Here is a 22,050-nt window from a genome sequence, read left to right as displayed (position 1 = left end):
TGTACTTGCATTTATCCCATTTGGAATTTATATCAGTATGCTCAAACCAAATTGGTCTTTCTTGAAAAAGATTGCAGTAATAGCAGGAGTTAGTTTGTTATTTGAAGTATTGCAATTTACCTTTGCTATAGGAGCTAGCGATATAACTGACCTTTTGGGAAATACATTAGGTGGAATTATTGGAATTGGAGTTTATATTGTATTTTGTAGGCTGTTTAGTACAAAAGTAAATAAAATCCTTAATGTTTTAACTTCAATCGGAGTGATATTCCTTGTTGCATTAGTTTTAGTATTAATTAGTGGTGTTATTAGGTTTAAATAGTAATTGAAAATATCAAATGCCATCTATTTTAGGGTGGCTTTTTTGCTGCTTGTTCAACTAACGCATGCGATAGTTGGATAAGTAGCAAAAGGACTTTCCATGAGAAAGTCCCCTTTTATTGCCTATATAGATTCTTATGTAAATAAAAATTAATAACTAATACTATTTTTTTACTTCTTTATGCTCATATTTTAATAACTTCGTTTTTGTAAGATCTTTAGGAAGTTTAGTCATGTTTACCCTTGATGGTTCAACAGCTAAATATAATGTATCTAGACCAAGGACGGTTTCATCTTTTTCCACTGGACGTATTGTAATTTTTAATACATAACTAAATTTTTCTTCTAAACCTTTTACATTTCTTGCTGATTGTATGGAAACATACTTTTCATCTTCTGGGATCACATAACCTCGAACTTTTTCATTTTTGTTTTTATAATAATTTTTGATACTGTTCATTATTTCTTTACGATAAAGATCTAGTACAAAGGTTTCGTAAAATCGATTATTTACTTTGTCTAACGATGAAAATTTAATTGATGAGACATCCATTTCTTGACTTTTACTCGCGTTTGTTACACCCCAAAAGGCAGATATACTGATGAAAATTGTTAAGATTGAAACTAGAAATATTTTTTTCATTCCTACACCTCCATTAATAACATATGTGAACAAGTAGTTTTTATACAAAGCCATAGTCTTTGAGCAGAATTCTTATACAACTAACTAATGCTTTAGTTGTACAAGATCAATCTTTTTTAAAGGTGAGGAAAAATATGAAAGTTCTTAAAAATTATTACCAATGGCTCTTTAAGAGGAAATCGTATCGTGATTTAAGCGACTTAATAACAACTTCTTTAGGAGCGTTTTTATTAATAGGAACCGGTTTTTTTAGCATTTCTTCTGATAATATTGTAATTCCTATAATTCTTATTTTTGTAATGTTTAATACTATTTTTTTACTAGAAGACATTTTTCGAAATTTGCTAGGTTCAAAAAATAGAGATATCCCTTTAATTATATTTGGAATAATATTAGTTTTAATTTCTATATTATCATTTGTAATTAGAGACTTCGGCGAAGGGGTTCTTTGAATACCTGCTTATCCAACTAACTAATGCGTTAGTTGAATAGCATTCCTTTAAAAGTCATATCGTTGATATGGCTTTTTAGTTCTAATTCAACTAATTTATACTTCTCGTAAATACTTAACTGTAATGTAATTAGGATTTTGACATGAACCTAACATAATACCTTTTACTCTGTCCTTAGTAGCTAACTTCTTATTTTGTTGTAAGAATTTGAACCAGTATAAGTAGTTGTCGAGATATTTAGTGGCTACCCCTTGAAATCTATCCATCCAATCTCCAAGACGTTTATGAAAGCTATTTACATGTTGAACATGGTAAATGCCTTTTTTCACATACCCTTCTTTACTAACATTAATTGTTTCGTGTTTTAGACCTTTATCCAATGCAAACTTTTTATAGTTTGTAGCAGTATCAGTGCATAACAAAGCAGAGGAGTCTATATACTCCCCAATTACCGCATCTATTTCTTCTGCTCGAACATGCAATTTTTAGACTACTTATACCTCTTTTTGGGTCTCTTCCACCACGTTCTTTGGGGTCTCTGCCTTCAACTTTACATCCTTTAAAGGATTCTTTGAAAAAGGTCTCATCACTTTCAACAATTCCCTTTAAACCTTGAAATCCTAAAGAACGCAATGCAAATAAAATCTCCTGCCTCCAATAGAAACAAGTTGATATGTGAATTTTAAGTTCTTCAGCAATTTTTGGTAAGGTGTAACCTTCAATCATCATACGAAAATATTTCGCCCATTTTCCAAGATATCGTGAACCTGAAATCGGTGTATTTGTTAAGTCATTAAATGACTTGCAGCAATCATGACAAAAGTAACGCTGTCTCCCACGATATGTTTGTTAACCACAGGCTTTATTTTTAATGGAAAGTTAAGATAAGTAGTCTATTTAAAAGTTCGATTGAAAGCATCTACAGCTAAATTTATGGTGGGTACGAATAAATAGAAAAAGAAGAGCAGCACTTAGCAACACAAATTGTTAAGTGCTTTTTTATCTGTTTTTTGAACCTGAATAGCACTTATAATAGCAAAATGGCAATAGGTATTAGTTTTCGCTTTCGATCTATTTATTTGAAAGATTAGTAGGTTTATGTACCTAAATGAAAATTTGATAAGTTAACAACTAGTCATTTAATTTGTGGTAATAGGTGGGTTAATTTCATTCAAAAATGTTACAAATATTAATGTATTTTAATAAAATCCTGATAAACAAGGACATGAATAACCCAATTGACCAGTGATTGAATATTCTTTATATTTTGAAAGTGTAGAGTGTTTTGGAGAAGTGGTTTGAATATGAACGATTAAGATCGATTTAATAGATTCATATGAGAGGTCGCTTTTTTTATTTTATCAGAATAGGAGAGTGTAAGATGACAGGGAAGCCTAGGTTAAATAAGTATGTTACTGCGATGATGACAACAGCTCTTATTGCTATTCCGACTTTTCAAGCGTTAGCTGCTGGGACAAGCAATAATGTTTCAAATTTAACAAATAGCAATGCTGTAGAAACGAATCTTCAAGGGATTAACGCAAAAGCAAGTACAGGGAAGCATGTGATTACCCTTATTACAGGTGATGTTGTTACTGTAACAGAGCTTGCAGATGGACAAAGCGTGATCAGTGTTGAGCCAGCGGATAAAGCTGAAGGTGGTTCACATATCATGACGGTCAATAAGGATACATATGTTATTCCTAAACAAGCGATGCCTTACTTAGCTTCTGGTGCACTAGATCGAGATTTATTCAATATCACCGCACTAATAGCGGATGGATATGATGATGCTTCTCAAAAGACATTACCTGTGATCGTACAATATTCAGAGTCAAAAACTCGCTCAAGCTTAAAGCCTACATTAAAAGCTTCAAAGAAAACACATGAACTTGAAAGTATAAACGGGGCAGCGCTTTCGGCAGATAAGAAGGATTCGAAAGAGTTTTGGCAAGATGTTAAGAAAAATATAAAATCTGCGGATACTACAAAATCTACAAAGTCATTAGTTACACCTGGAATTGAAAAAATTTGGTTAGATGGACGTGTAAAGGCAACGCTTGAGCAAAGTGTTCCACAAATTGGGGCACCTACTGCTTGGAATGCTGGTTACAACGGAAGTGGTGTAAAGGTAGCAGTTCTTGACACAGGTATCGATGCACAGCATCCAGATGTAGCTGGTCAAATAAAAGAAACAAAAAGCTTTGTTCCAGATGAAGATGTTCGCGATTTTCATGCACATGGTACTCATGTAGCATCTACTGTACTAGGAACAGGGGCAGCATCAGGTGGAAAATATAAAGGTGTAGCACCGGGAGCAAGTCTATTAGTAGGAAAAGTGTTAAGTAATGAAGGTTTTGGACTTGATTCATGGATTATTGACGGTATGGAATGGGCTGCACACAATGCCAAGATTGTAAGCATGAGTTTAGGAAGCGATGAGTCAAGTGATGGTACCGATCCGATGGCTCAAGCGGTTAATAATTTAAGTGCTGAGACAGGCTCATTGTTTGTTATTGCGGCCGGTAATACAGGTCGTGAAGGAATCGGTTCTCCTGGATCAGCAGATGCGGCACTTACGGTTGGTGCAGTAGACAAAGCTGATAATCTTGCTTACTTCTCATCACAAGGTCCACGTTTTGGAAGTGAAGGATTAAAGCCTGATTTAAGCGCACCAGGTGTAAATATTACTGCTGCACGATCTCAATATTCAACTCAAGGTAGCGGATCTTACCTTTCGATGAGTGGTACGTCTATGGCTACTCCGCACGTAGCAGGAGCTGCTGCAATTCTTTCTCAACGCCATCCTGATTGGTCAGGCGCACAGCTGAAAGATGCATTAATGAGTACAACTAAAAAATTAGATGATATTAAGCCGTTAGAAGGTGGAACTGGACGACTTGATGTTGCAGCAGCGACTCTTGGTGATTTGCGTGCGACAGGCTCACTTGATTTTGGTTTCTATGCTTGGCCTCATGAAAATGATGGATTGAAAGAGAAAACAATTACGTACACTAACGACAGTGATCAGGCTGTGACATTAGACCTTTCAGCAAAGATTACAGATAATAGCAATGCAGATGCACCTGCTAGTTTGTTTAAACTTTCAACGAACAAAGTAACTGTACCGTCAAAAGGTAGTGCAAAAGTTACAGTTACACTTGATCCGAACGCAGCTGCTAATGGACAACGTTATCAAGGTCAGATCTCTGCAAATGTTGATGGTAAAACAGTAGTGCATACATCACTAGCTATGATTAAAGAAGAGGAAAGATACCCACTAACATTAAAAGCAATTGGACGCGACGGTAACCCTACTTTAGCGTATATCAATCTACTTGGTCCAGATGGTGTACCGGAGTTTATTGCAATTAACGGGACAACAGAATTACGTCTAAAACCAGGAACTTATTCTGCAATGTCAATGATGGATGTTGATACTGATACTGACCATGCAGGCGTTGCACTTGTAGGAAGTCCTGAAATTAACTTGGATGGTCCACAAACTGTTACATTGGATGCACGTAAAGCGAATGAAATTACAGCAAACGTACCAAATAAAACAGAAGCAAGCTTTAGAAAAATGGAATATTACCGTGAAATTGACGGCAACAATGTTGGTGACATCTATGTGATGCCGGTTACAGTAGATAAGATGTATGCTGAGCCAATTAAGAAAGTTAAAAATGGAAAATTTGCATTTAACACTCGTTGGAGATTAATTGAACCTTACATGACGATTAATTTCAAAGGCAAAGAATTAGATGATCTTCCACAAGCTGGAAGTACATTACTAGATGGAAGATACAAATTAGATGCTGTTTATGTAGGTAAAGGCGCGCCAGCAGATTATAAAGGATTAATTGTTAAAGGTAAAGCTGTTATCGTTGATCGAAGTGATGAAGTAACTAGTATGGAGCGCTCTGCAGCCGCTTATGCAGCAGGTGCAAAACTAGTTATTACTGTAAACGATGGCCCAGAAGAGATTAGTGAATATGTTGGAGTTGAGAATGAAGATTATTCACTTTCAGATTCTCCAATCGCTGTTGTAGCAATCAGTCAAACAGAAGGTAAAAAACTGATTGATGCTGCGAAGTCCAAAAAGGTAACACTTGATGTAAAAGGTACTCCTAATACGAAATACGTTTACGATCTAGTTGATAACCATGACAATGCAATTCCAAATGACTTAACTTATTCACCTAAAGCAAGCGACCTAGTAAAAATTAATGCTGAATATAAATCAGATCAGCTTACTGCAGGTGGTGAGTTCCGTTGGGATATTCCGTCTTATCGACCAAATGGAGTAGGTTACCAATTTAAATTAAATCTACCATCAGTTCGAACTGAATGGGTTTCTGCTCAAAAAGGCACTTCTTGGTACCATCAAGCTAGTATGCTAGATGCTGCTTGGGAAGTACGCCAACCATTAGCAACATATAAACCAGGTCAAACATTAGAGGAAGAGTGGTTCTCACCAGTTGCTCGACCACGTTTAGGTGATGGCTTCTGGAAACCTTATCGTACAGGAAACAACTTAGTCATCAACATCCCTGCATGGGCTGATTCTGGAGTAGGAAGCACAGGTTCAGAATCTAATTATCCAGGTTCACAAAAATTAAAACTATACCAAGGATCAAAACTAGTAAAAGAAGCGCAAGGACAAGCAATCTACTCATTTAACGAATACCCAACTGCGAATACTCAGTATAAAGTAGTTAGTGATGCTTGGCGCGATCCAGAACGCTTCGATAATTCTGTAAAAACACATACAGAGTGGACATTCTGGTCTAAAGAACAAGAAGAATATAAAACAGAACTTCCATTAATCTCGCTTGATTACAATGTAGACACTGACATGGACGGTAATGCAAAATCGGGCCGTTGGATCGACTTAGAAATGAAAGCTATCCAAGTAGCTGGTGCACCAGGAAATGGAAAAATGAAAGGTGCGACTTTAGAAGTTTCTTATGACGAAGGCAAGTCTTGGGAAATCGTTGACTTAAATCGTGAAAAAGATGGCTGGAAAGCTAGAATTGAAAACCGTAAGAAGGCATCTTCTGTATCACTAAGAGCAAGTGCTTGGGATGATGCAGGTAATAGTATTAATCAAGATATTATTAAGGCTTTTGGATTGAAGTAAATAAAGAATGAGAGGGGCACCTTCCTTTTGGGAGGTGCTTCTTTATGTGTCAATATCAGTGCCCTTCGGATAAAAAGGGGAGTCTTTAATAAGGATCTTAAAAAAATAGGAGAAAAGTGGGGTGCAAGTTATTTTGTTCATTGCTTATTTTTTTAAGTGGTTGTACAGGAGCTTCCAATGAAGAATTAAAAAAATCTATTGAAAGTTATTTAAATAAAAATTATGGGATAAAAGAAAAAATTCATATCGTTAGTGTAGAAAATAATTGGTTCGAAGGAGTAGATTATCAAGCAGATGTTAAGCTAAATAAACCATACCCAACTTATTTACATTTATCTATTGATAGAGATACATTAAAGGTTATTCCCGAAGATAGTGATGATATCTATTTTGAATTATTTAAAGGTGCTTATATTGAACAAAATCCTGAAATAATTCAATTCTCAAATAAGTTAATAAAAAAATATAATTTAAATTCAGATAAAAAACTTGAAAAAATATATAAAGATAAATTCTTTTTATATTATTTAAATATTAATATTGAGCAATCTCAGGAATTAAAATTGATTGAAAGGTTTAGAAAAAATAATATCATTGATACTGATGTTATTCTACCATCTTTGATTAGTAGTAAACCAAAAATAAATGCAGGCCATATCGGCGTAATCAATTCTATTTATGAATACGATTTGTATGGAAATGAAAATAAAGTTCCTAAGGCAGAAACACTTGTTGAGGAATTTAGAAAAAGTAAAATGTTAAAAAAAGGGATCTATAATATAGCTGTTCAAGCTGTTAATACAAAAACAGATTCAAGAGATGAAAATAAAGACAGTAACGTTTTATTTAGTGTAGATGGTAATGGGTCATTTTTAATATTACCTACTCCTAAAGAATTTTAATAATTATTAAAAAGCTCAGTTCTTAGAACTGAGCTTTTTATATGATTTCATATTACTTTTTTACATGATAGTTCGTGAATATAACAAAAGAATATTAAAAGTTAATTAATAAAACATAAAGATGTCAATAGTCAAGAAAAGTACAATATGGAGATTGAAAATTTTAATTTTTATTATAAATAAAAATATATAATGATTAGAAGTACTCAAAATTTAATATTACTGACTTTTTTAGTAGTTACATAATTATGGTTAATAATTTAACAAAAATATGGTTTAGGTAACAAAATTTTATAATTATTACCATAAAAATTGCCGTTTGGTAGCTTTATGCTACCTATTTTCTGAATCTCAATCTGAAGGGTATAATCAAACATGCCCTAATCATCAACGAAAGTCGTATTAAAAATAAAAATAAGCGTTCTTAGAATCAAAAAAGGCACCTTCCACTTAGAAGGCACCTCTTAATTATTTATTTTGATCAGCTTTTTCAGCGTCCAATAATTCTTGCATGAATTTAAGATTATATGTATGGCTTTCTTTAAGTCTGCTGTGTCTTGTTAGTTTAATTAAGTTTTGATAGTGAGCAATTTCTTCCTCTAGTGATGAAATGATATTTGTACGATATTCTTTTAATTCTTGTTCGTTCATTTTTCATTCCTCCTATAATAGGGATTTAATAATTTAAGTATATCACTAATATGGAAAAATAAATCAAATTTCGCAGCACGATTACACAAACTTTACAAAAAATAGCTATGAGAATGCAGATTAGTACCATAGAATAAGCGATTACCTTATTATAAAAGGACAAGAATTCGTGAATTAGTTTCGTCTTGAAAATAATCAAATATTATTTGGTTTATTTTCTGAAAAATCATTGTATTCTGTGTTTTGTGGTGGTAATATAGCTACAATATATATTTTTAGTGAATGGAGGGATTCATTAAATAGTAAAAAGATGAGATTTAGCAATCATATTTTTTTAGCTCGTTACCTAACATGTGTTAGGTAGATTTGGAAATTAATCTTATTTTTTTATCTATTTACCTAACAAGTGTTAGGTAAACTATATTATTTTTTTTAGTTCATTACCTAACGTACATTAGTTAGGGGTTAATCTTTAAAACATGTAAGTATAGAAAATATAAATAGTAGAGTAAAAGAAATGATATTTTTTTTAACTCACTACCTAACATAAGTTAGTTAGGTTTAATTAGGGGGATCTGTATAAACGATGACTACTAAACCAAAATCAACAAAAGAGAATATTAAAGAAGCAGCAACAAAGTTATTCGCAAAAAAAGGATATTCTGGAATGACGATTAGAGAAATTGCAAGTGAAGTTGGGATTAAGGCACCATCTGTTTATGCTTTTTTTGAGGGAAAGGATGATATTTTTCTAGCTGTATATAAGGAAACATTGGATGGGCATTTATCAATCGTTGAATCACAGTTTAAAAGCAATCAATCTACTAAAGTTCAACTCTACTCTATTTTAAAATCGGCTATCAATTTTCAATATCAAGAGGATTTAAAAGCTAAAATTCTAGTTCGTCTAATGACATCTCCACCAGAGTTTATAAAAGAAGATATTATGAAACGATTTGCTTCAATGGAGCTAGATGAGTATAAAATCCTTTCTGAAATTTTTAGGCTAGGGATAGAGAAAGGGGAAATTAAGGAAAGTGATTGTCATGCGTTAGCTTTGTCATTCCAATGCATAATGGACGGGCTGTTTTGGCAAATGCATCGACATAGTGAAAAGGAAATTTATACAAGATTGGATATCACATTTAATCAGTTTTGGAATGGAATTTCACAATAAATAAAGGTTTACTAACTGGTGAAAAATAATGGGGAGGTTGAAAGTAATGGGAAATAAGTCAAATATTGGAGATGATTACTCACTATCAAGGGTACCACAATCGGCACGATTACCAATGTGGGATATCATGCTTGTGAGAGTTGGTGCTTTGGCAACATTATCTCAATTTATGTTAGGTGCTTCATTAGGATATGGAATGACTTTTTGGCAGGCGTTTTGGGCTACGATGTTCGGAAGTGTTCTGTTGCAAATTGTTAGTTTTCTATTAGGTTATGCCGGGGCACGTGAAGGTCTTTCTACTAGTCTTTTATCACGTTGGACTGGATTTGGTCGATATGGCTCCAGTATTATCGGCTTTGTAGTTTCCATTTGTTGTATTGGTTGGTTTGGCGTACAAAACTCTGTTTTTGCAAATGGATTAGTCGAGGCAACTAATGGTAAATTGAGTCTTCCCGTTGCTGCTGCGATTACTGGAATAGGCGTAACTGTTTTAGTTATTTTTGGATTTAAACTATTAAGCCTAACTGCGAAAATTGCAGTTCCTGCTTTTCTGATTGTAGTAGGATTCGGAGTTTATAAAGTTCTTAGTGATCATTCAATTATTAGTTTAATAGGAACTCCTCCTCCAGGTCATTCACTTTCAATAGGAGTTGGTGCAACAATGGTTGCCGGTGGATTTATGATCGGTGCGGTCATTACACCAGACTTTAGTCGCTTTGCTCGAAGTGGTAAAGATGTTTTTTGGATGACCACAATCGGGACGCTAGTCGGAGAACTAGGTGTAAGTATGATTGCTGTATTAATGTCACATGCGGCAAAAACGAATGATGTTGTGAGTATTATGCTACAAACTTCTGGTTGGATTGGTGCAGCAGTTGTTGTTTTCTCTACTGTGAAAATCAATAACTTGAACTTATATTCTTCTTCTCTAGGATTTACAAATATTATCGACACGATTTTTAAAGTTAAAGTGAATCGTGGAATAGTAACACTTGTAATTGGATTAATTGGATCTTTGTTATCCATTCTAGGTATTCTTGACCGTTTTGTAGATTTTTTAGTGTTCCTTGGTGTTATGATTCCACCGATTGCGGGAATTATGGTCATTGATTATTTTGTGTTAAAAACATATCGAAAAGCATTGGATGAAAGTAAGGAAAAGGGAACTTTGCCAGCTGAACCAGAAAAGATTAATCCAGTGACATTAATTGCATGGGCAGCAGGATTTGCAGCTGGTTATTTTATAAAATTTGGTATTCCATCAATTAACTCACTTGTATTAAGTGGAATTGTTTATTACTTCGGTGTTTTAATTTCAAAGGCTATTAAAAATAAACGAGTAGTGGATGAGAAAATTACTGCATAAGATTTCTGAATATTGGAGGTATTCTAAAAATGAGAAAAATAGGTAAACAGGAAATTGAAGATATTGCTGTAGGTGCTGCTTTATTAGGTACAGGAGGAGGGGGAGACCCATACATAGGTAAATTAATGGCTTTACAAGCGATTGAAGAATATGGGGAAATCACTTTATTAGATGTAGACGAAGTTCCGGATGATGCGTTAATTGTTCCGTCAGCGATGATGGGAGCACCAACTGTATTGCTTGAAAAGGTTCCAAGCGGTGAAGAGATGTTTAGCGCCTTTCAAAACCTGGAGTCTTATTTAGGTAAGAAAATTTATGCAACGATGCCAATCGAGGCTGGTGGTCTTAATTCGATGATCCCTCTTGCTCTTGCAGCGAAAATAGGATTACCTGTCGTTGATGTAGACGGCATGGGTAGAGCATTTCCAGAATTACAAATGGTGACATTTTACTTAGACGGTATTTCAGCAACGCCAATGGTTCTTGCCGATGAGAAAGGGAATAATTCTGTCTTATCAACAATCAACAATCTTTGGACTGAACGGATTGCCCGAGCTGCAACTATTGAAATGGGTGGTTCTGTCATGACTGCCATTTATCCGATGACAGGAAAAAATTTAAAAGATAGCGGAATCCGTAATATACTTCAACTCGAAGAAGAGTTAGGAAAAGCAATTAGACTCGCAAAAGAAAACAACGCAGATCCAGTAAAGGAAGCATTAAAATGTGGAAATGGCTTTGAACTATTCCGTGGAAAGGTAACAGATATTAATAGAAAAACTGAAAGTGGATTTGCAAAGGGTATCGCAACATTTGAGGGCATTAATGAATATAAAGGGGAAACTCTAGAAGTTCGTTTTCAAAATGAGCACTTGCTAGCCCAAACAAATCAACGTTTACTTTGTGTGACACCTGATTTAATTGCTGTACTTGATGCTGAAACAGGACTGCCAATTACAACAGAAGGTATTCGATATGGTGCAAGATGTGTAGTAGTTGGTATCCCTTGCCATCCGAAATGGAGAACTGACAAAGGAATTGAAACAGTAGGACCAAAATACTTTGGCTACGACGTTGACTATATTCCAGTAGAAGAGCTTGTTAAAAAAGGAGTGACATTATAATGAGTGCATATAGAATTGGGATCGACGTTGGCGGAACACATACTGATGCAGTGCTTTTAGATGAGAATAATCAAGTAGTATCTGAAACGAAATCACCTACAACAGAAGATGTTGCGACAGGAATTTATACAGCTTTGAAGAAAATTATCGGCGATGCGAATGTACCAAGAGAACAAATTAAATACGCGATGTTAGGGACTACACATTGTACAAATGCAATCGTTGAAAGAAAGAGATTAAATAAAATCGCAGCGATTCGGATTGGAGCTCCAGCTACATTAGCGGTAAAACCTCTAGTCGGTGTTCCAGATGATCTTCGTGAAGCACTTGGTAAATATGTCTATTTAGTGCGCGGTGGTCACGAATTTGATGGAAGAGAGATTGTTTCTTTAGACGAAGAACATCTATATCAAATTGCGCATGAAATCGAAGGGAAAGTCGATTCAGTAGCGATTACTTCTGTATTTTCACCTGTATCAAAATCTCATGAAGAAAGAGCAAGTGAAATTATAAAGGAAGTTCTTGGAGAAGATGTTGCGATTTCGTTATCATCAGAAATTGGTTCAGTTGGATTACTAGAAAGAGAGAATGCTACAATTATCAATGCTGCAGTTGTAAATGTTGCAAAAACAGCGGCTGACGGTTTCATTAATGCATTAAAAAATGAAGGAATAGAAGCGAAGGTATTTTTTGGACAAAATGATGGTACGTTAATGTCTGTAGAATATGCCGTGAAATATCCTATTTTTACAATTGCTTGCGGTCCGACGAACTCATTACGAGGAGCAGCTTATTTAACGAAAAGTTCAGATGCTATTGTAGCCGACGTAGGTGGTACAACATCCGATGTTGGCGTTTTAATTCAATCTTTCCCACGTGAATCTTCACTTGCAGTAGAAATTGGCGGAGCACGAACAAACTTCCGTATGCCTGACTTAATATCAATCGGACTTGGCGGAGGAACAATTATTCGAATCAAGGAAAATGGAGAATTCACAGTTGGACCTGATAGTGTTGGTTATCGCCTTCCAGAAAAAAGCTTAATTTTCGGTGGAGATACATTAACTACAACAGACGTAGCAGTTGCACTTGGAAAAGTCGAGTTAGGTGATGCATCAAAAGTAGCTCATCTAGATAAGGAACTATTAAATAAAGTTTATGTGAAAATGGTCGAGTTAGTTGAAGAAGCAATCGACAAGATGAAAACAAGTGCAGAAGATGTGCCAGTTATTCTAGTTGGTGGTGGCAGTATTCTACTTCCTGAAAATTTAAAAGGAGCTTCAGAAGTCATTCGTCCACAACATTCAGGTGTGGCCAACGCAATTGGTGCAGCGATTTCACAAGTAAGCGGTCAAGTCGAACGAATTTATAAATTAGTAGAATTAAGTCGTGATCAAGCATTGGAAATGGCAAAAGATGAGGCAAAACAAGAAGCAATGAAAGCGGGAGCAGATCCTAATAATCTAGTAATTGTTGATATTGAGGATGTACCACTGGCTTATTTGCCTGGTAATGCGACTCGTGTACGAGTAAAGGCAGCTGGGGATTTGGCGCAGGTTGAGGTAAATGAATTAGTTTAAAGAAACAGGCACCTTCCTTTTTGGAGGTGCCTTTTTAGCTATTGAAAATAGTTTAAATCTAAGAACACTAAAATCCCCTCCAGTGGACAGAACGATCTATTTTCTGTCTACTGAAAGGGGATAATAACACTATAAAAATCCTTTTATAGCAATATCTTTAATTTCTTTGTTTAAGTAAATCTCTAATCTCCGTTAATTGATTTTCTATATTGTTTAGACGACTTTGCATGTCATCAATCTCTTGTTCGGCTTTATAATTTATAGCAAAATCTATAACAGATTCATGCTTATCTCGTACTGCTTGACGATTTTGGCTCATCATAATGACTGGTGCTTGAAATGCTGCAATAAATGATAAACATAAGTTCAACAAGATAAAAGGAGCAGAGTCAAAATGAAAAGCTTTTGTAATCGATAAGCTATTCCAAATCATCCAGGCAGCAAGTGTACAACTAAACCAAAGAATAAATTTCCAACTACCACCAAATTCAGCGATTTTATCTGCGATTCTTTCAGACCATTTTGTTCGTTGAGTGTAATCACTATCTAAATGATGTAGAATTTCTGACTCATAACGATCCACAAGTCGATCAATTCGTGATAAGTTTTCTTGGTTTAAATCAATATCAAAGCCTTGAATTTTTTTTGGTTTCTCAATTTGTTTTTTAAAATTAATTTGTTTCCAAATGTTTTGTACCATCGTTCCAACCTCCTCTTTTCTAGAGGAAGCCATGTTTCAAAAGCTTATAAAAGTTGGATTACATTTTTATGTTGTAATCCGCCTCGGATATTCAATTGTATGACTTCCTCTGATGTCGGTAAATTATCCGACTCACCTATACTGGGACTACCCATAAAAATGTTCCACCTCACTTATTTCGTATAAATAATACCTTTACTATTATATGATGACTTTTCCATTAGGACTATACTATTTTCAAATAATTTATTATTTTCCTTTAAATAATCTTATGTATATTTCCTATTTCTCTGTGACTAGAGAGTTTATTCAACTTAATTGCGTGAGATTTTAGTCTATTTTAGTGCTGAGATCTTCGCGACTTTTATGCTTGATACTTGATGACTAAAGTTACCTAAATCATGTACATCATTTGTAAGAACGGTCGAAGCTCCTTTATAATTTGCATCGGAAAATAAAGTTACTTGATAGCCTGGTGCAATATGAATAGAAGAAATGGTATCATTGCCAATACCTTTTACAAGCTGATCGTAATCATAATTACCGGATCCAAGTAATTCTGATGCGCCACTAAAAGCATTTTCTTTATATACAGTTACAGGCATTTCAACACCATTTACGCGAAAAAACATATCTATGAATCCAGCAGTCTCTCGTTCTGCTTGATTTAACTGATCAAGAGTCGGATTTTTCACCTCGCTCTTCCACATAGCAGAATAATAATTACTATAAGCTGCTTGCCAGAAGTAATTAATGATCGTATCATTCCAAACTTGAGGTAAAACGGATTTTGCTTGTACCGCAGCTTGATGAATCCATGCTTCAGGATCAGTTGAAGCGATCCAATTATATAGACCTGAATCTGGCATTGTCATTTCATTTTGAATACTTTCGGCATACGTTTCATACTTCGAATGATAGCCCGGTGCGTGATGATCTAGATTTGAAATATTTGAAGCATGGAGAGGCTGTGTTACATCTGTAAAATAATGTAAAGATACGCCTAAGTAGTAGAATGCATTGTTAAAATCGCCTTTTTTATAGTAATCCGATGCTAGATTAAAATACTTCGCTCCTGATTGACGAGCCGTTGGATAAGAAGCTCCTGTATAATTTGTTTGTGTGTCTGGATCATAAAAGTGAGACATAAATGTGCCCGTATCATAAAAAGGATTAATGTGATCTGCATCGTATAAGCCTTGTTCCCAACGATCGCGAAACTGATTAAGCAGAGTTGTAGGCTTGTTAATTGCAGGATTCGTATTATCGGCAATAAGTTTGACACTACCATTTACGATAAAATGATGTGTACTATGATCTTGATTGTGAACATCCTCGTCAGACCATGCGAATGCTTTCTGATAATTGCCGAAAAATGATGTGATTGCAAGTGCACTTCCAGCAACTAATGACAATAGTTTTTTTGGTTGAATTCGTTTTTTCATGATACACCTTCTCTTTTTATATTTTTTAGACTTACAAGTAACAAGGACTAAGTATAATAAGTTTTTGTTAACAAAATATTTCAGTTTTATGAATTTTTGTTAAATTTTGGAAATTAATAGTCGTTATTATTGCAAGTTGTTAAGATATAAAAAATAAAAAGTACATATTCCCTTCTATGTTCCATATTAATTTAGAGACCTGTCAATTCATTCGTGAATCTTTTAGGTGGTGATAAAAATATGGAGATTCGTACAAGTGCTAGAGTATCCCTTTCAAAAAAAGTGTCCGAGGATGCAATAGTGGTAAACAACGAAATAAATGTATATGGGGTTTTTGATGGGGCAACACCTATTACTCCATTTGAAAATGCTGATGGCATGAATGGTGCATTTATTGCTTCTAATTTATTTAGAAAGTATTTTAAAAATAATTTTAGGGCTGACATGACTTTATCAGAAGGAATTATTCTAGCTAATAGAAGACTGATGGAAGAAATGAAGTTAAATAATATAGACATAAACCGTCCAGAAGAACTATGGTCAACATGTGTCGCTATTGTAAGAATTGAAAAACAAAAGGTATCATATGCTCAACTAGGGGATTGTATGATTTTAACAGAATATCATAATGGTAAAATAAAAATATTAACGAAAGATACTGTAAAGGATATTAATATAAGGGCAAAAATGCGACGAGAAAAGGAGCGGAAGCAAGGGCTGATTTTACCAGATGAATCCTACTACGATTCTATTAAGAATCAACTTATTTATAATCGGAGTATGGCTAATACAGTTAATGGTTATTCAGTTGCAAACGGAACGGAAGCTGTCGGGAACTATATTCAATCGGGATCTATAAATACAAAAAATTTAAAATCAATTTTATTAATTAGTGATGGATTATTTCATCCGAAGTTTGATTTGATACATTCCTTTAAAGTAATTAAGGATATTGGTTTGGAAGAATATTCAAAGCGATTAGAAATGGAAGAGTTGAAAAGCAAGACTCGATCGGATGATAAAACGGGGATATTTATTCGGTTTTAATTTTAGATGCCATATATGGGTATCTTTTTTTATGTATAGGCTTTGTTATAAAAGATTAATTGGTATAATTATAGAGAATTTTAATTAAATCCAAATTGATATAGGAGTTCAATATGACCAAAATGAATTTACCATACGGTGTAACAGGAGGATATTATATGCCTGGAAAGGATCCTGAACCACCTTCAATTGATAAATCAAAATTTTATGCTAAATGTAAAGAAGTTGCTTCTTTAAAACATATAAAGTATGAGATATTAAGTGATTTAGAAACAGATTATAAAAATTTTTATGCAGTAAAGTTTTTCTTTCTACCAAAACCTGTTTATGCAGTAATAAATAGTGCACATCCACTTGTTGCATTTTGTCTTGCTAATGAATTCGGTGAATTTGGTAACTCATTTCCATTGGATTTTATCGACTTTGAAGATCTGGCAGTAGAGTTTACTGGTTATACAGTAATGAAAGTAAGTGACTTAAACAAACAATTTTTTCTTGAAGAACATGCGGAATTAAGAAATATAGGTACAATTAAAGAACAAGTTGAACGTTGGAACCCAATTACAATTGGTGAAGTAATATTTAATTATTGGGATTAATGTTTTTATCACCTATAAAAACCAGAAGAAGTATTTACAATCATTTTGTAAAAAAATATTGCACATTTGATATATTTTTTTACACTGCACTCTATAATTGATTAATTTGTATGATCTATTAAATAGTTAATAATAAAACCAAAACCCTTGCTAACCCAAGGGTTTTTTAAATGGAATAAAAACGCTTACATATAATTCCTCCTCAAAAATGAATTGGCATAAATATTGCTTAATAAATTAATAAAACCAAAATTTATTAAGGAGTGACCTAAATTGACCCAAGAATTTCATCCACTACTTAAAGGTGCAATCGAATTACATGTTCATAGTTCGCCAAGCTTATTCCCAAGAAAACAAACAGACTGGGAGCTAGTAGAAGATGTGAAAAAAGCTGGAATGGCAGGTGTGGTTTTAAAAGCCCATGAAGCTCAAACTGCAGACCGTGCAACTCTTATTCGTGAAAAGGAACCTGGATTGCATGTGTATGGTGGATTAGTTTGTAATTATTTTACAGGAGGTCTGTCTCCTACAGCGGTAGATGCGGCGATTCGTTTAGGGGCTAAAGTTATTTGGATGCCTACTTTTTCGGCTGAGCAGCATCAGCGATTTTTTGGAAAGAAAAAAACGAATTTCTTCAATAGTAAACGTGTATTGACTCATCCAACTGCTGGAATTGAGATTTGGGATGAGAATAAAAATATATATCCAGAAGTTTATGAGATACTAGAGTTAATAGCGGAAGCGAATGTTATTTTAGCGACGGGGCATTTAGAAGTGGAAGAAGTTCTCGCTTTGGTCGATGCAGCGAAGGATAGAAAAGTAGAGAAAATCTTAATTCAACATACAGATCTTGGTATTGCGAGAGTTCCTTTTGAGTACGAAAAACAGCTAGTGAAAAAAGGCTGTATTCTTGAAAAATGTTATTTAGCAAGTAGTGAAGATTTTAATGATATTAGTACGAAGGAGATGGCTGAGAGTATTAAACAATTAGGAGCCGAATCATGTGTAATGGTGACGGACTATGGACAGCAACACAATATTCCACCAATTAAGGCATTAAGTAATTTTATTGAAGATATGTTGAGAAATGGGATTACGGAAGAGGAAATCTTGACGATGGTAAATTACAATCCTAAAAAGCTGTTAGGGATTTAGAAAGGGAGAATCGAATTGGATGAAATGATTGTAAAAGAAATCGAGCAATTTATCCCGTCTGATCGGATACTGACCGACCTGGCAGAGTTATATTCTTATAGTTATGATGCTTCATTTGGTGAGTATTTACCTGAGTTAGCAATTCAACCTGAAAATGCTGAGCAAATTAGTGAGATTATGAAAATAGCAAACAAATATCGCATTCCGATTTATCCAAGGGGGTCTGCGACTTCGTTAAGCGGGGGACCTTTGCCTGTTGAAGGCGGTATCGTTTTAGATATGACTAGAATGAATAGAAAGCTAATTATTGATCGAGAAAATCTGTTAGCAATCGTATCGCCCGGAATCACAACAGGAGAAATTCATCAAAAAGCGGAAGAGGTAGGATTGTTTTATGCGCCTGACCCAAGTAGCTCTAAAATATCCACTATTGGAGGAAATATTTTGGAGAACTCGAGCGGACCAAAAGGGCTAAAGTATGGGACGACAAAGGAATATGTTATTGGATTAGAAGTAGTTACACCAGAAGGAAAAATCGTTCGAACAGGTGGGAAAACGGTAAAAAACGTGACAGGCTATGACTTAACTAGATTAATAGTAGGCTCTGAAGGGACATTGGCAATCGTTACGGAAGCGACTTTAAGATTAATCCCAAAACCACTCGCACGAAAAACTTTATTAGCGACATTTAGTAGATTAGTCGATTCTGGCTATGCTATTACGAAAATTTTATCATCTGGTATTTTACCTGCTGCGATGGAATTAATGGATAACGCATGTATAAGAGCAGTTGAAAATTTCAGTCCATGCGGCCTTCCTCTTGATGCCGAGGCACTTGTTATTATTGAAGTAGATGGGCATCCTTTGGCGATTGAAGAGGAAATTGAAAAATGTGAAGAGCTTTGCTGGAGCGTTGGAGCAACGAGCGTTCGAACAGCTAAAACAGATGAAGAAAGGGATGACATTTGGAAAGCACGAAGAATGGTATCTCCAGCTATCACACAAATGGGGCCGACTAAAATATCAGAAGATGCAACTGTTCCTCGAAGCCAAATCCCGGCAATGATGGAAAAACTGGATCAAATTCGTAGAAAATATGAACTGAATTTAGTTGTATTTGGCCATGCGGGTGATGGGAATTTACATCCGAATATTATTACAGATAAACGAAATATTGCTGAAATGAAACGAGTGGAAGATGCCGTTAGTGAGATCTTTGAAGCAGCAGTATCCCTAGGTGGCACGCTTTCAGGTGAACACGGAATTGGTACACTAAAAGCACCATATATGGAGATGGAGCTTGGAGTTGATGGTCTTGATTTAATGAAAAAAATCAAACATGCTTGGGACCCTAACCTGATTCTAAATCCCGGAAAGATTTTCCCAAAAGCAGGGCAAACAAAGGTGGTGCTCGTTTAAATATGAATCCTCCTCCTTTAAAGGAATTAATAAAGTCGCCGGATATTGAACTTAAAAAAGGTAATCGACTGTTTGACTTAGCATATGAAGCTACAAATCAATGCATCCAGTGTGGCTATTGTTTACCAGCATGTCCTACTTATGAATCAATGGGAAAAGAATCGGCTTCTCCTAGAGGAAGAATTAACCTCGTCAAAATGGCGGCTGAAGGTAAAATCGATGTTTCCAAGCATTTGGCTGAACCGATTGATCTATGCTTAGGATGTCGGGCTTGTGAAACGGCATGTCCTGTAAGTGTTCCTTACGGGCATATTCTAGAATCTGCAAAAGAGGTCATTGCAGAGGAACAAGCAAAAAAACATGAAAAAACGAAGAATGATAAAGTAAAGCAGTTATTATTATCACAAGTATTTCCATATCCGAAACGAATGAGATTCCTAGGTAATTTAACTTGGTTTTATCAAAAATCTGGAATGAGAACAATTGTGAAAAAGACGAAGATTCTATCTAAGATTTCGGAACCAATGGCTCAATTTGAAAGCGTTCTACCGGTTATCGAATCTCCATTAAAACGACATAAATATGAAACTGTCATTCCTGCAAAAGGAGAAACGAAAACGAGGGTCGCGTTTTTTACAGGTTGTATATCCGATGCCATCTTAAATCGGACAAATCGTTTAACGATTGAACTGTTAACATTAGTTGGGTGTGAAGTCATTATTCCAGCAGCACAAAATTGTTGTGGTGCTCTTCATGCACACCAAGGTATGACAGATCATGCTAAAGAGATGGCGAAAAAGAATATTGTTGCTTTTGAGGAAGCGAACGCGACTTATTTTATTAATAATGCTGGTGGTTGCGGAGCTCAGCTAAATGAATACGACCATCTTTTAAGAAATGAAGAAGAATGGGCAGAGCGTGCTAAGAACTTTGCTTTAGCTTCTAAAGATATAAGTGAAGTACTTGTAGAATACGGACCACTACCATTTAAGAAAGAATGGAAAGGTGCCATTACGTACCAGGATTCTTGTCATTTACGAAATGTTCAAGAAGTCCAACAAGAACCAAGGAAATTATTACGTTCAATTCCTGGAGCTGACTTTATTGAATTGTCTTGCAGTGATAGCTGTTGTGCATCAGGTGGAATTTATAATCTTCTTCATTTTGAAGAATCAATGAAAATCCTCGATCGAAAAATGGAAAATGTAGAAAAGACGAAAGCAGCGACAGTGGTTACGACTAATCCAGGGTGCTTGCTACAAATGCGAGTTGGAATAGAAAGAAAGGGCTGTAGTTCTCATGTCCAAGGGGTACATTTAGTAGACGTACTGGCTGAAGCATGTGGAATTTCTTAATCGTTCGATAGAAAAGGAGAGTCATATGAAAGTAGGAATTGCCCAAGTTGCACCAGTTTTTGGCGATATTGAAGCGAATTTATCAGAAATGATTACTCTTATGGAGAAATATGAGGGCAAAACTGAGTTACTAGTTTTTCCGGAGTTATCATTAACTGGTTATGACTTAAAAGGTCAATTATATGATCTAGCTTTATCGATAGATTCAAACGAAATAAAAAAGATATGCCGGGCATCGAGAGAGTTTGGCATGAGCGTAGTTTTCGGTTTTGTGGAAGAAGGCTTAGGAAATCAAATTTACAATTCAGCAATGATGATCCAAAATGGTCAGGTCACTTCTGTTCAACGTAAGGTTTACCCAACTAATTATGGAGTTTTTGAAGAAGGTAAATATTTCTCAAAAGGAAAGAAAGTAACTATACAAAAAATTAATTCCTTTCATTCTGCGATGCTAATTTGCAATGATTTATGGCAACCATCTTTACCTCATATTGCAGCGCATCATCATACATCCCTGCTAATTGGATTAATAAATAGTCCAGCTGGTGGCCTTGGTAGCCAGTATTCTAGCTCGGAAGGTTGGGAAACGGTTGGCAAGTTTTATGCAAGTATATACGGCTGTTATGTTGTATTAGTGAATCGAGTTGGAGAGGAAAACGGAATCTCATTTTATGGAAATTCGAAAGTTTTCAATCCATATGGCAAAATAATTGCGCAATGTCCATATGGAGAACCGTCAGTACAAATATGTGAAATCGATTCAAGTTTAGTTAGAGAAGTAAAAACGTTACTTCCTGTCATTAGAGATGAGGATACTCATATAACGATCAAGCATTATCAAGAAATTGCCGACTTGCAGTTTCGATGAAAAGGAAATGCCCTCCTTTATAGTAGAGAGGGCATTTTGTTTTTCTCTAATAATAATTTACACGAATTTTCTAAAAATATATAATAAAAAGAGAACTTCCAAT

At 35.0% G+C, this 22,050-nt stretch carries 18 protein-coding genes and 1 pseudogene; 14 read left to right on the top strand and 5 right to left on the bottom strand.

From position 1 onward, the window contains the following. Positions 1-322 (top strand): VanZ family protein (locus B6K90_RS03875; RefSeq protein ID WP_174567630.1); only part of this gene is annotated, 322 nt, incomplete at its 5' end. 162 nt (positions 323-484) lie between these two features. On the opposite strand, the gene B6K90_RS03870 is transcribed toward B6K90_RS03875, so the two are convergent. Next, positions 485-964, bottom strand: a complete 480-nt coding sequence (locus B6K90_RS03870; RefSeq protein WP_088011388.1) for a DUF3888 domain-containing protein — start codon at positions 962-964, stop codon at positions 485-487. A 134-nt stretch (positions 965-1,098) separates the two neighbouring features. Here B6K90_RS03870 and B6K90_RS03865 point away from each other — a divergent pair, with 134 nt between their 5' ends. Continuing rightward, positions 1,099-1,416 carry a hypothetical protein gene (locus B6K90_RS03865; RefSeq protein WP_088011386.1) on the top strand — a complete coding sequence of 106 codons (318 nt, stop codon included), beginning with the start codon at positions 1,099-1,101 and terminating at the stop codon, positions 1,414-1,416. A 95-nt stretch (positions 1,417-1,511) separates the two neighbouring features. Here the strand turns inward: B6K90_RS03865 and B6K90_RS03860 are convergent. Next, a pseudogene (locus tag B6K90_RS03860) lies at positions 1,512-2,259 on the bottom strand (IS1595 family transposase); the annotation flags it as partial. 538 nt (positions 2,260-2,797) lie between these two features. On the opposite strand from B6K90_RS03860, the gene B6K90_RS03855 reads away from it, so the two are divergent. Together B6K90_RS03855 and B6K90_RS03850 are read left to right on the top strand one after the other, a co-directional pair. Next, a complete protein-coding gene (locus B6K90_RS03855; protein WP_088011384.1) occupies positions 2,798-6,559 on the top strand; it encodes a S8 family serine peptidase in 3,762 nt (1,253 codons plus the stop codon). Positions 6,560-6,699: 140 nt separating this feature from the next. Beyond that, positions 6,700-7,461 (top strand): hypothetical protein, encoded by a 762-nt coding sequence (locus tag B6K90_RS03850; RefSeq protein WP_088011382.1) that lies wholly within the window; start codon positions 6,700-6,702, stop codon positions 7,459-7,461. Positions 7,462-7,929: 468 nt separating this feature from the next. Here B6K90_RS03850 and B6K90_RS03845 read toward each other — a convergent pair whose 3' ends face one another. Next, on the bottom strand, positions 7,930-8,112 hold the full coding sequence (locus B6K90_RS03845; protein WP_088011380.1) for a hypothetical protein: 183 nt from the start codon (positions 8,110-8,112) through the stop codon (positions 7,930-7,932). 586 nt (positions 8,113-8,698) lie between these two features. Here B6K90_RS03845 and B6K90_RS03840 point away from each other — a divergent pair. The 4 genes from B6K90_RS03840 to B6K90_RS03825 are packed head-to-tail and all read left to right on the top strand — an operon-like array spanning position 8,699 to position 13,359. Next, entirely contained in the window at positions 8,699-9,289 is a 591-nt protein-coding gene (locus B6K90_RS03840; RefSeq protein WP_088011378.1) for a TetR/AcrR family transcriptional regulator, read from the top strand. Positions 9,290-9,335: 46 nt separating this feature from the next. After that, complete coding sequence (locus tag B6K90_RS03835) at positions 9,336-10,655, top strand: purine-cytosine permease family protein (protein WP_088011377.1); 1,320 nt, start codon at positions 9,336-9,338, stop codon at positions 10,653-10,655. Positions 10,656-10,684: 29 nt separating this feature from the next. Further along, positions 10,685-11,779 carry a DUF917 domain-containing protein gene (locus tag B6K90_RS03830; protein WP_088011374.1) on the top strand — a complete coding sequence of 365 codons (1,095 nt, stop codon included), beginning with the start codon at positions 10,685-10,687 and terminating at the stop codon, positions 11,777-11,779. After that, positions 11,779-13,359 (top strand): hydantoinase/oxoprolinase N-terminal domain-containing protein, encoded by a 1,581-nt coding sequence (locus B6K90_RS03825; protein ID WP_088011372.1) that lies wholly within the window; start codon positions 11,779-11,781, stop codon positions 13,357-13,359. Before B6K90_RS03830 ends, B6K90_RS03825 begins: the two co-directional genes overlap by 1 nt. Before the next feature lie 157 nt (positions 13,360-13,516). On the opposite strand, the gene B6K90_RS03820 is transcribed toward B6K90_RS03825, so the two are convergent. Continuing rightward, positions 13,517-14,059 (bottom strand): DUF1003 domain-containing protein, encoded by a 543-nt coding sequence (locus B6K90_RS03820; protein ID WP_088011370.1) that lies wholly within the window; start codon positions 14,057-14,059, stop codon positions 13,517-13,519. Between the two features lie 335 nt (positions 14,060-14,394). Then, positions 14,395-15,504 (bottom strand): zinc dependent phospholipase C family protein, encoded by a 1,110-nt coding sequence (locus B6K90_RS03815; RefSeq protein WP_088011368.1) that lies wholly within the window; start codon positions 15,502-15,504, stop codon positions 14,395-14,397. Between the two features lie 240 nt (positions 15,505-15,744). On the opposite strand from B6K90_RS03815, the gene B6K90_RS03810 reads away from it, so the two are divergent. The 6 genes from B6K90_RS03810 to B6K90_RS03785 all read left to right on the top strand — a co-directional run bounded on the left by B6K90_RS03810 (position 15,745) and on the right by B6K90_RS03785 (position 21,947). Next, positions 15,745-16,551, top strand: coding sequence for a protein phosphatase 2C domain-containing protein (locus tag B6K90_RS03810; RefSeq protein WP_088011366.1), 807 nt, complete (start codon positions 15,745-15,747; stop codon positions 16,549-16,551). Between the two features lie 113 nt (positions 16,552-16,664). Next, positions 16,665-17,150 (top strand): hypothetical protein, encoded by a 486-nt coding sequence (locus B6K90_RS03805; protein WP_139840672.1) that lies wholly within the window; start codon positions 16,665-16,667, stop codon positions 17,148-17,150. Between the two features lie 273 nt (positions 17,151-17,423). After that, positions 17,424-18,305, top strand: coding sequence for a DUF6282 family protein (locus tag B6K90_RS03800; RefSeq protein ID WP_088011362.1), 882 nt, complete (start codon positions 17,424-17,426; stop codon positions 18,303-18,305). 24 nt (positions 18,306-18,329) lie between these two features. Next, positions 18,330-19,724 (top strand): FAD-binding oxidoreductase, encoded by a 1,395-nt coding sequence (locus B6K90_RS03795; RefSeq protein WP_088011454.1) that lies wholly within the window; start codon positions 18,330-18,332, stop codon positions 19,722-19,724. Between the two features lie 2 nt (positions 19,725-19,726). Beyond that, positions 19,727-21,079, top strand: coding sequence for a (Fe-S)-binding protein (locus B6K90_RS03790; protein ID WP_088011361.1), 1,353 nt, complete (start codon positions 19,727-19,729; stop codon positions 21,077-21,079). A 25-nt stretch (positions 21,080-21,104) separates the two neighbouring features. Next, positions 21,105-21,947: a nitrilase-related carbon-nitrogen hydrolase gene (locus B6K90_RS03785; RefSeq protein ID WP_088011359.1), complete on the top strand. Its 843-nt coding sequence runs from the start codon at positions 21,105-21,107 to the stop codon at positions 21,945-21,947. Positions 21,948-22,050 lie beyond the last annotated feature (103 nt).

Origin of the sequence: Gottfriedia acidiceleris (assembly GCF_002128425.1) — a bacterium.
In the GTDB taxonomy this organism is placed as follows: Bacteria; Bacillota; Bacilli; order Bacillales; family Bacillaceae_G; genus Gottfriedia; species Gottfriedia acidiceleris.
This window is presented reverse-complemented; position numbering and strand designations above follow the sequence as displayed.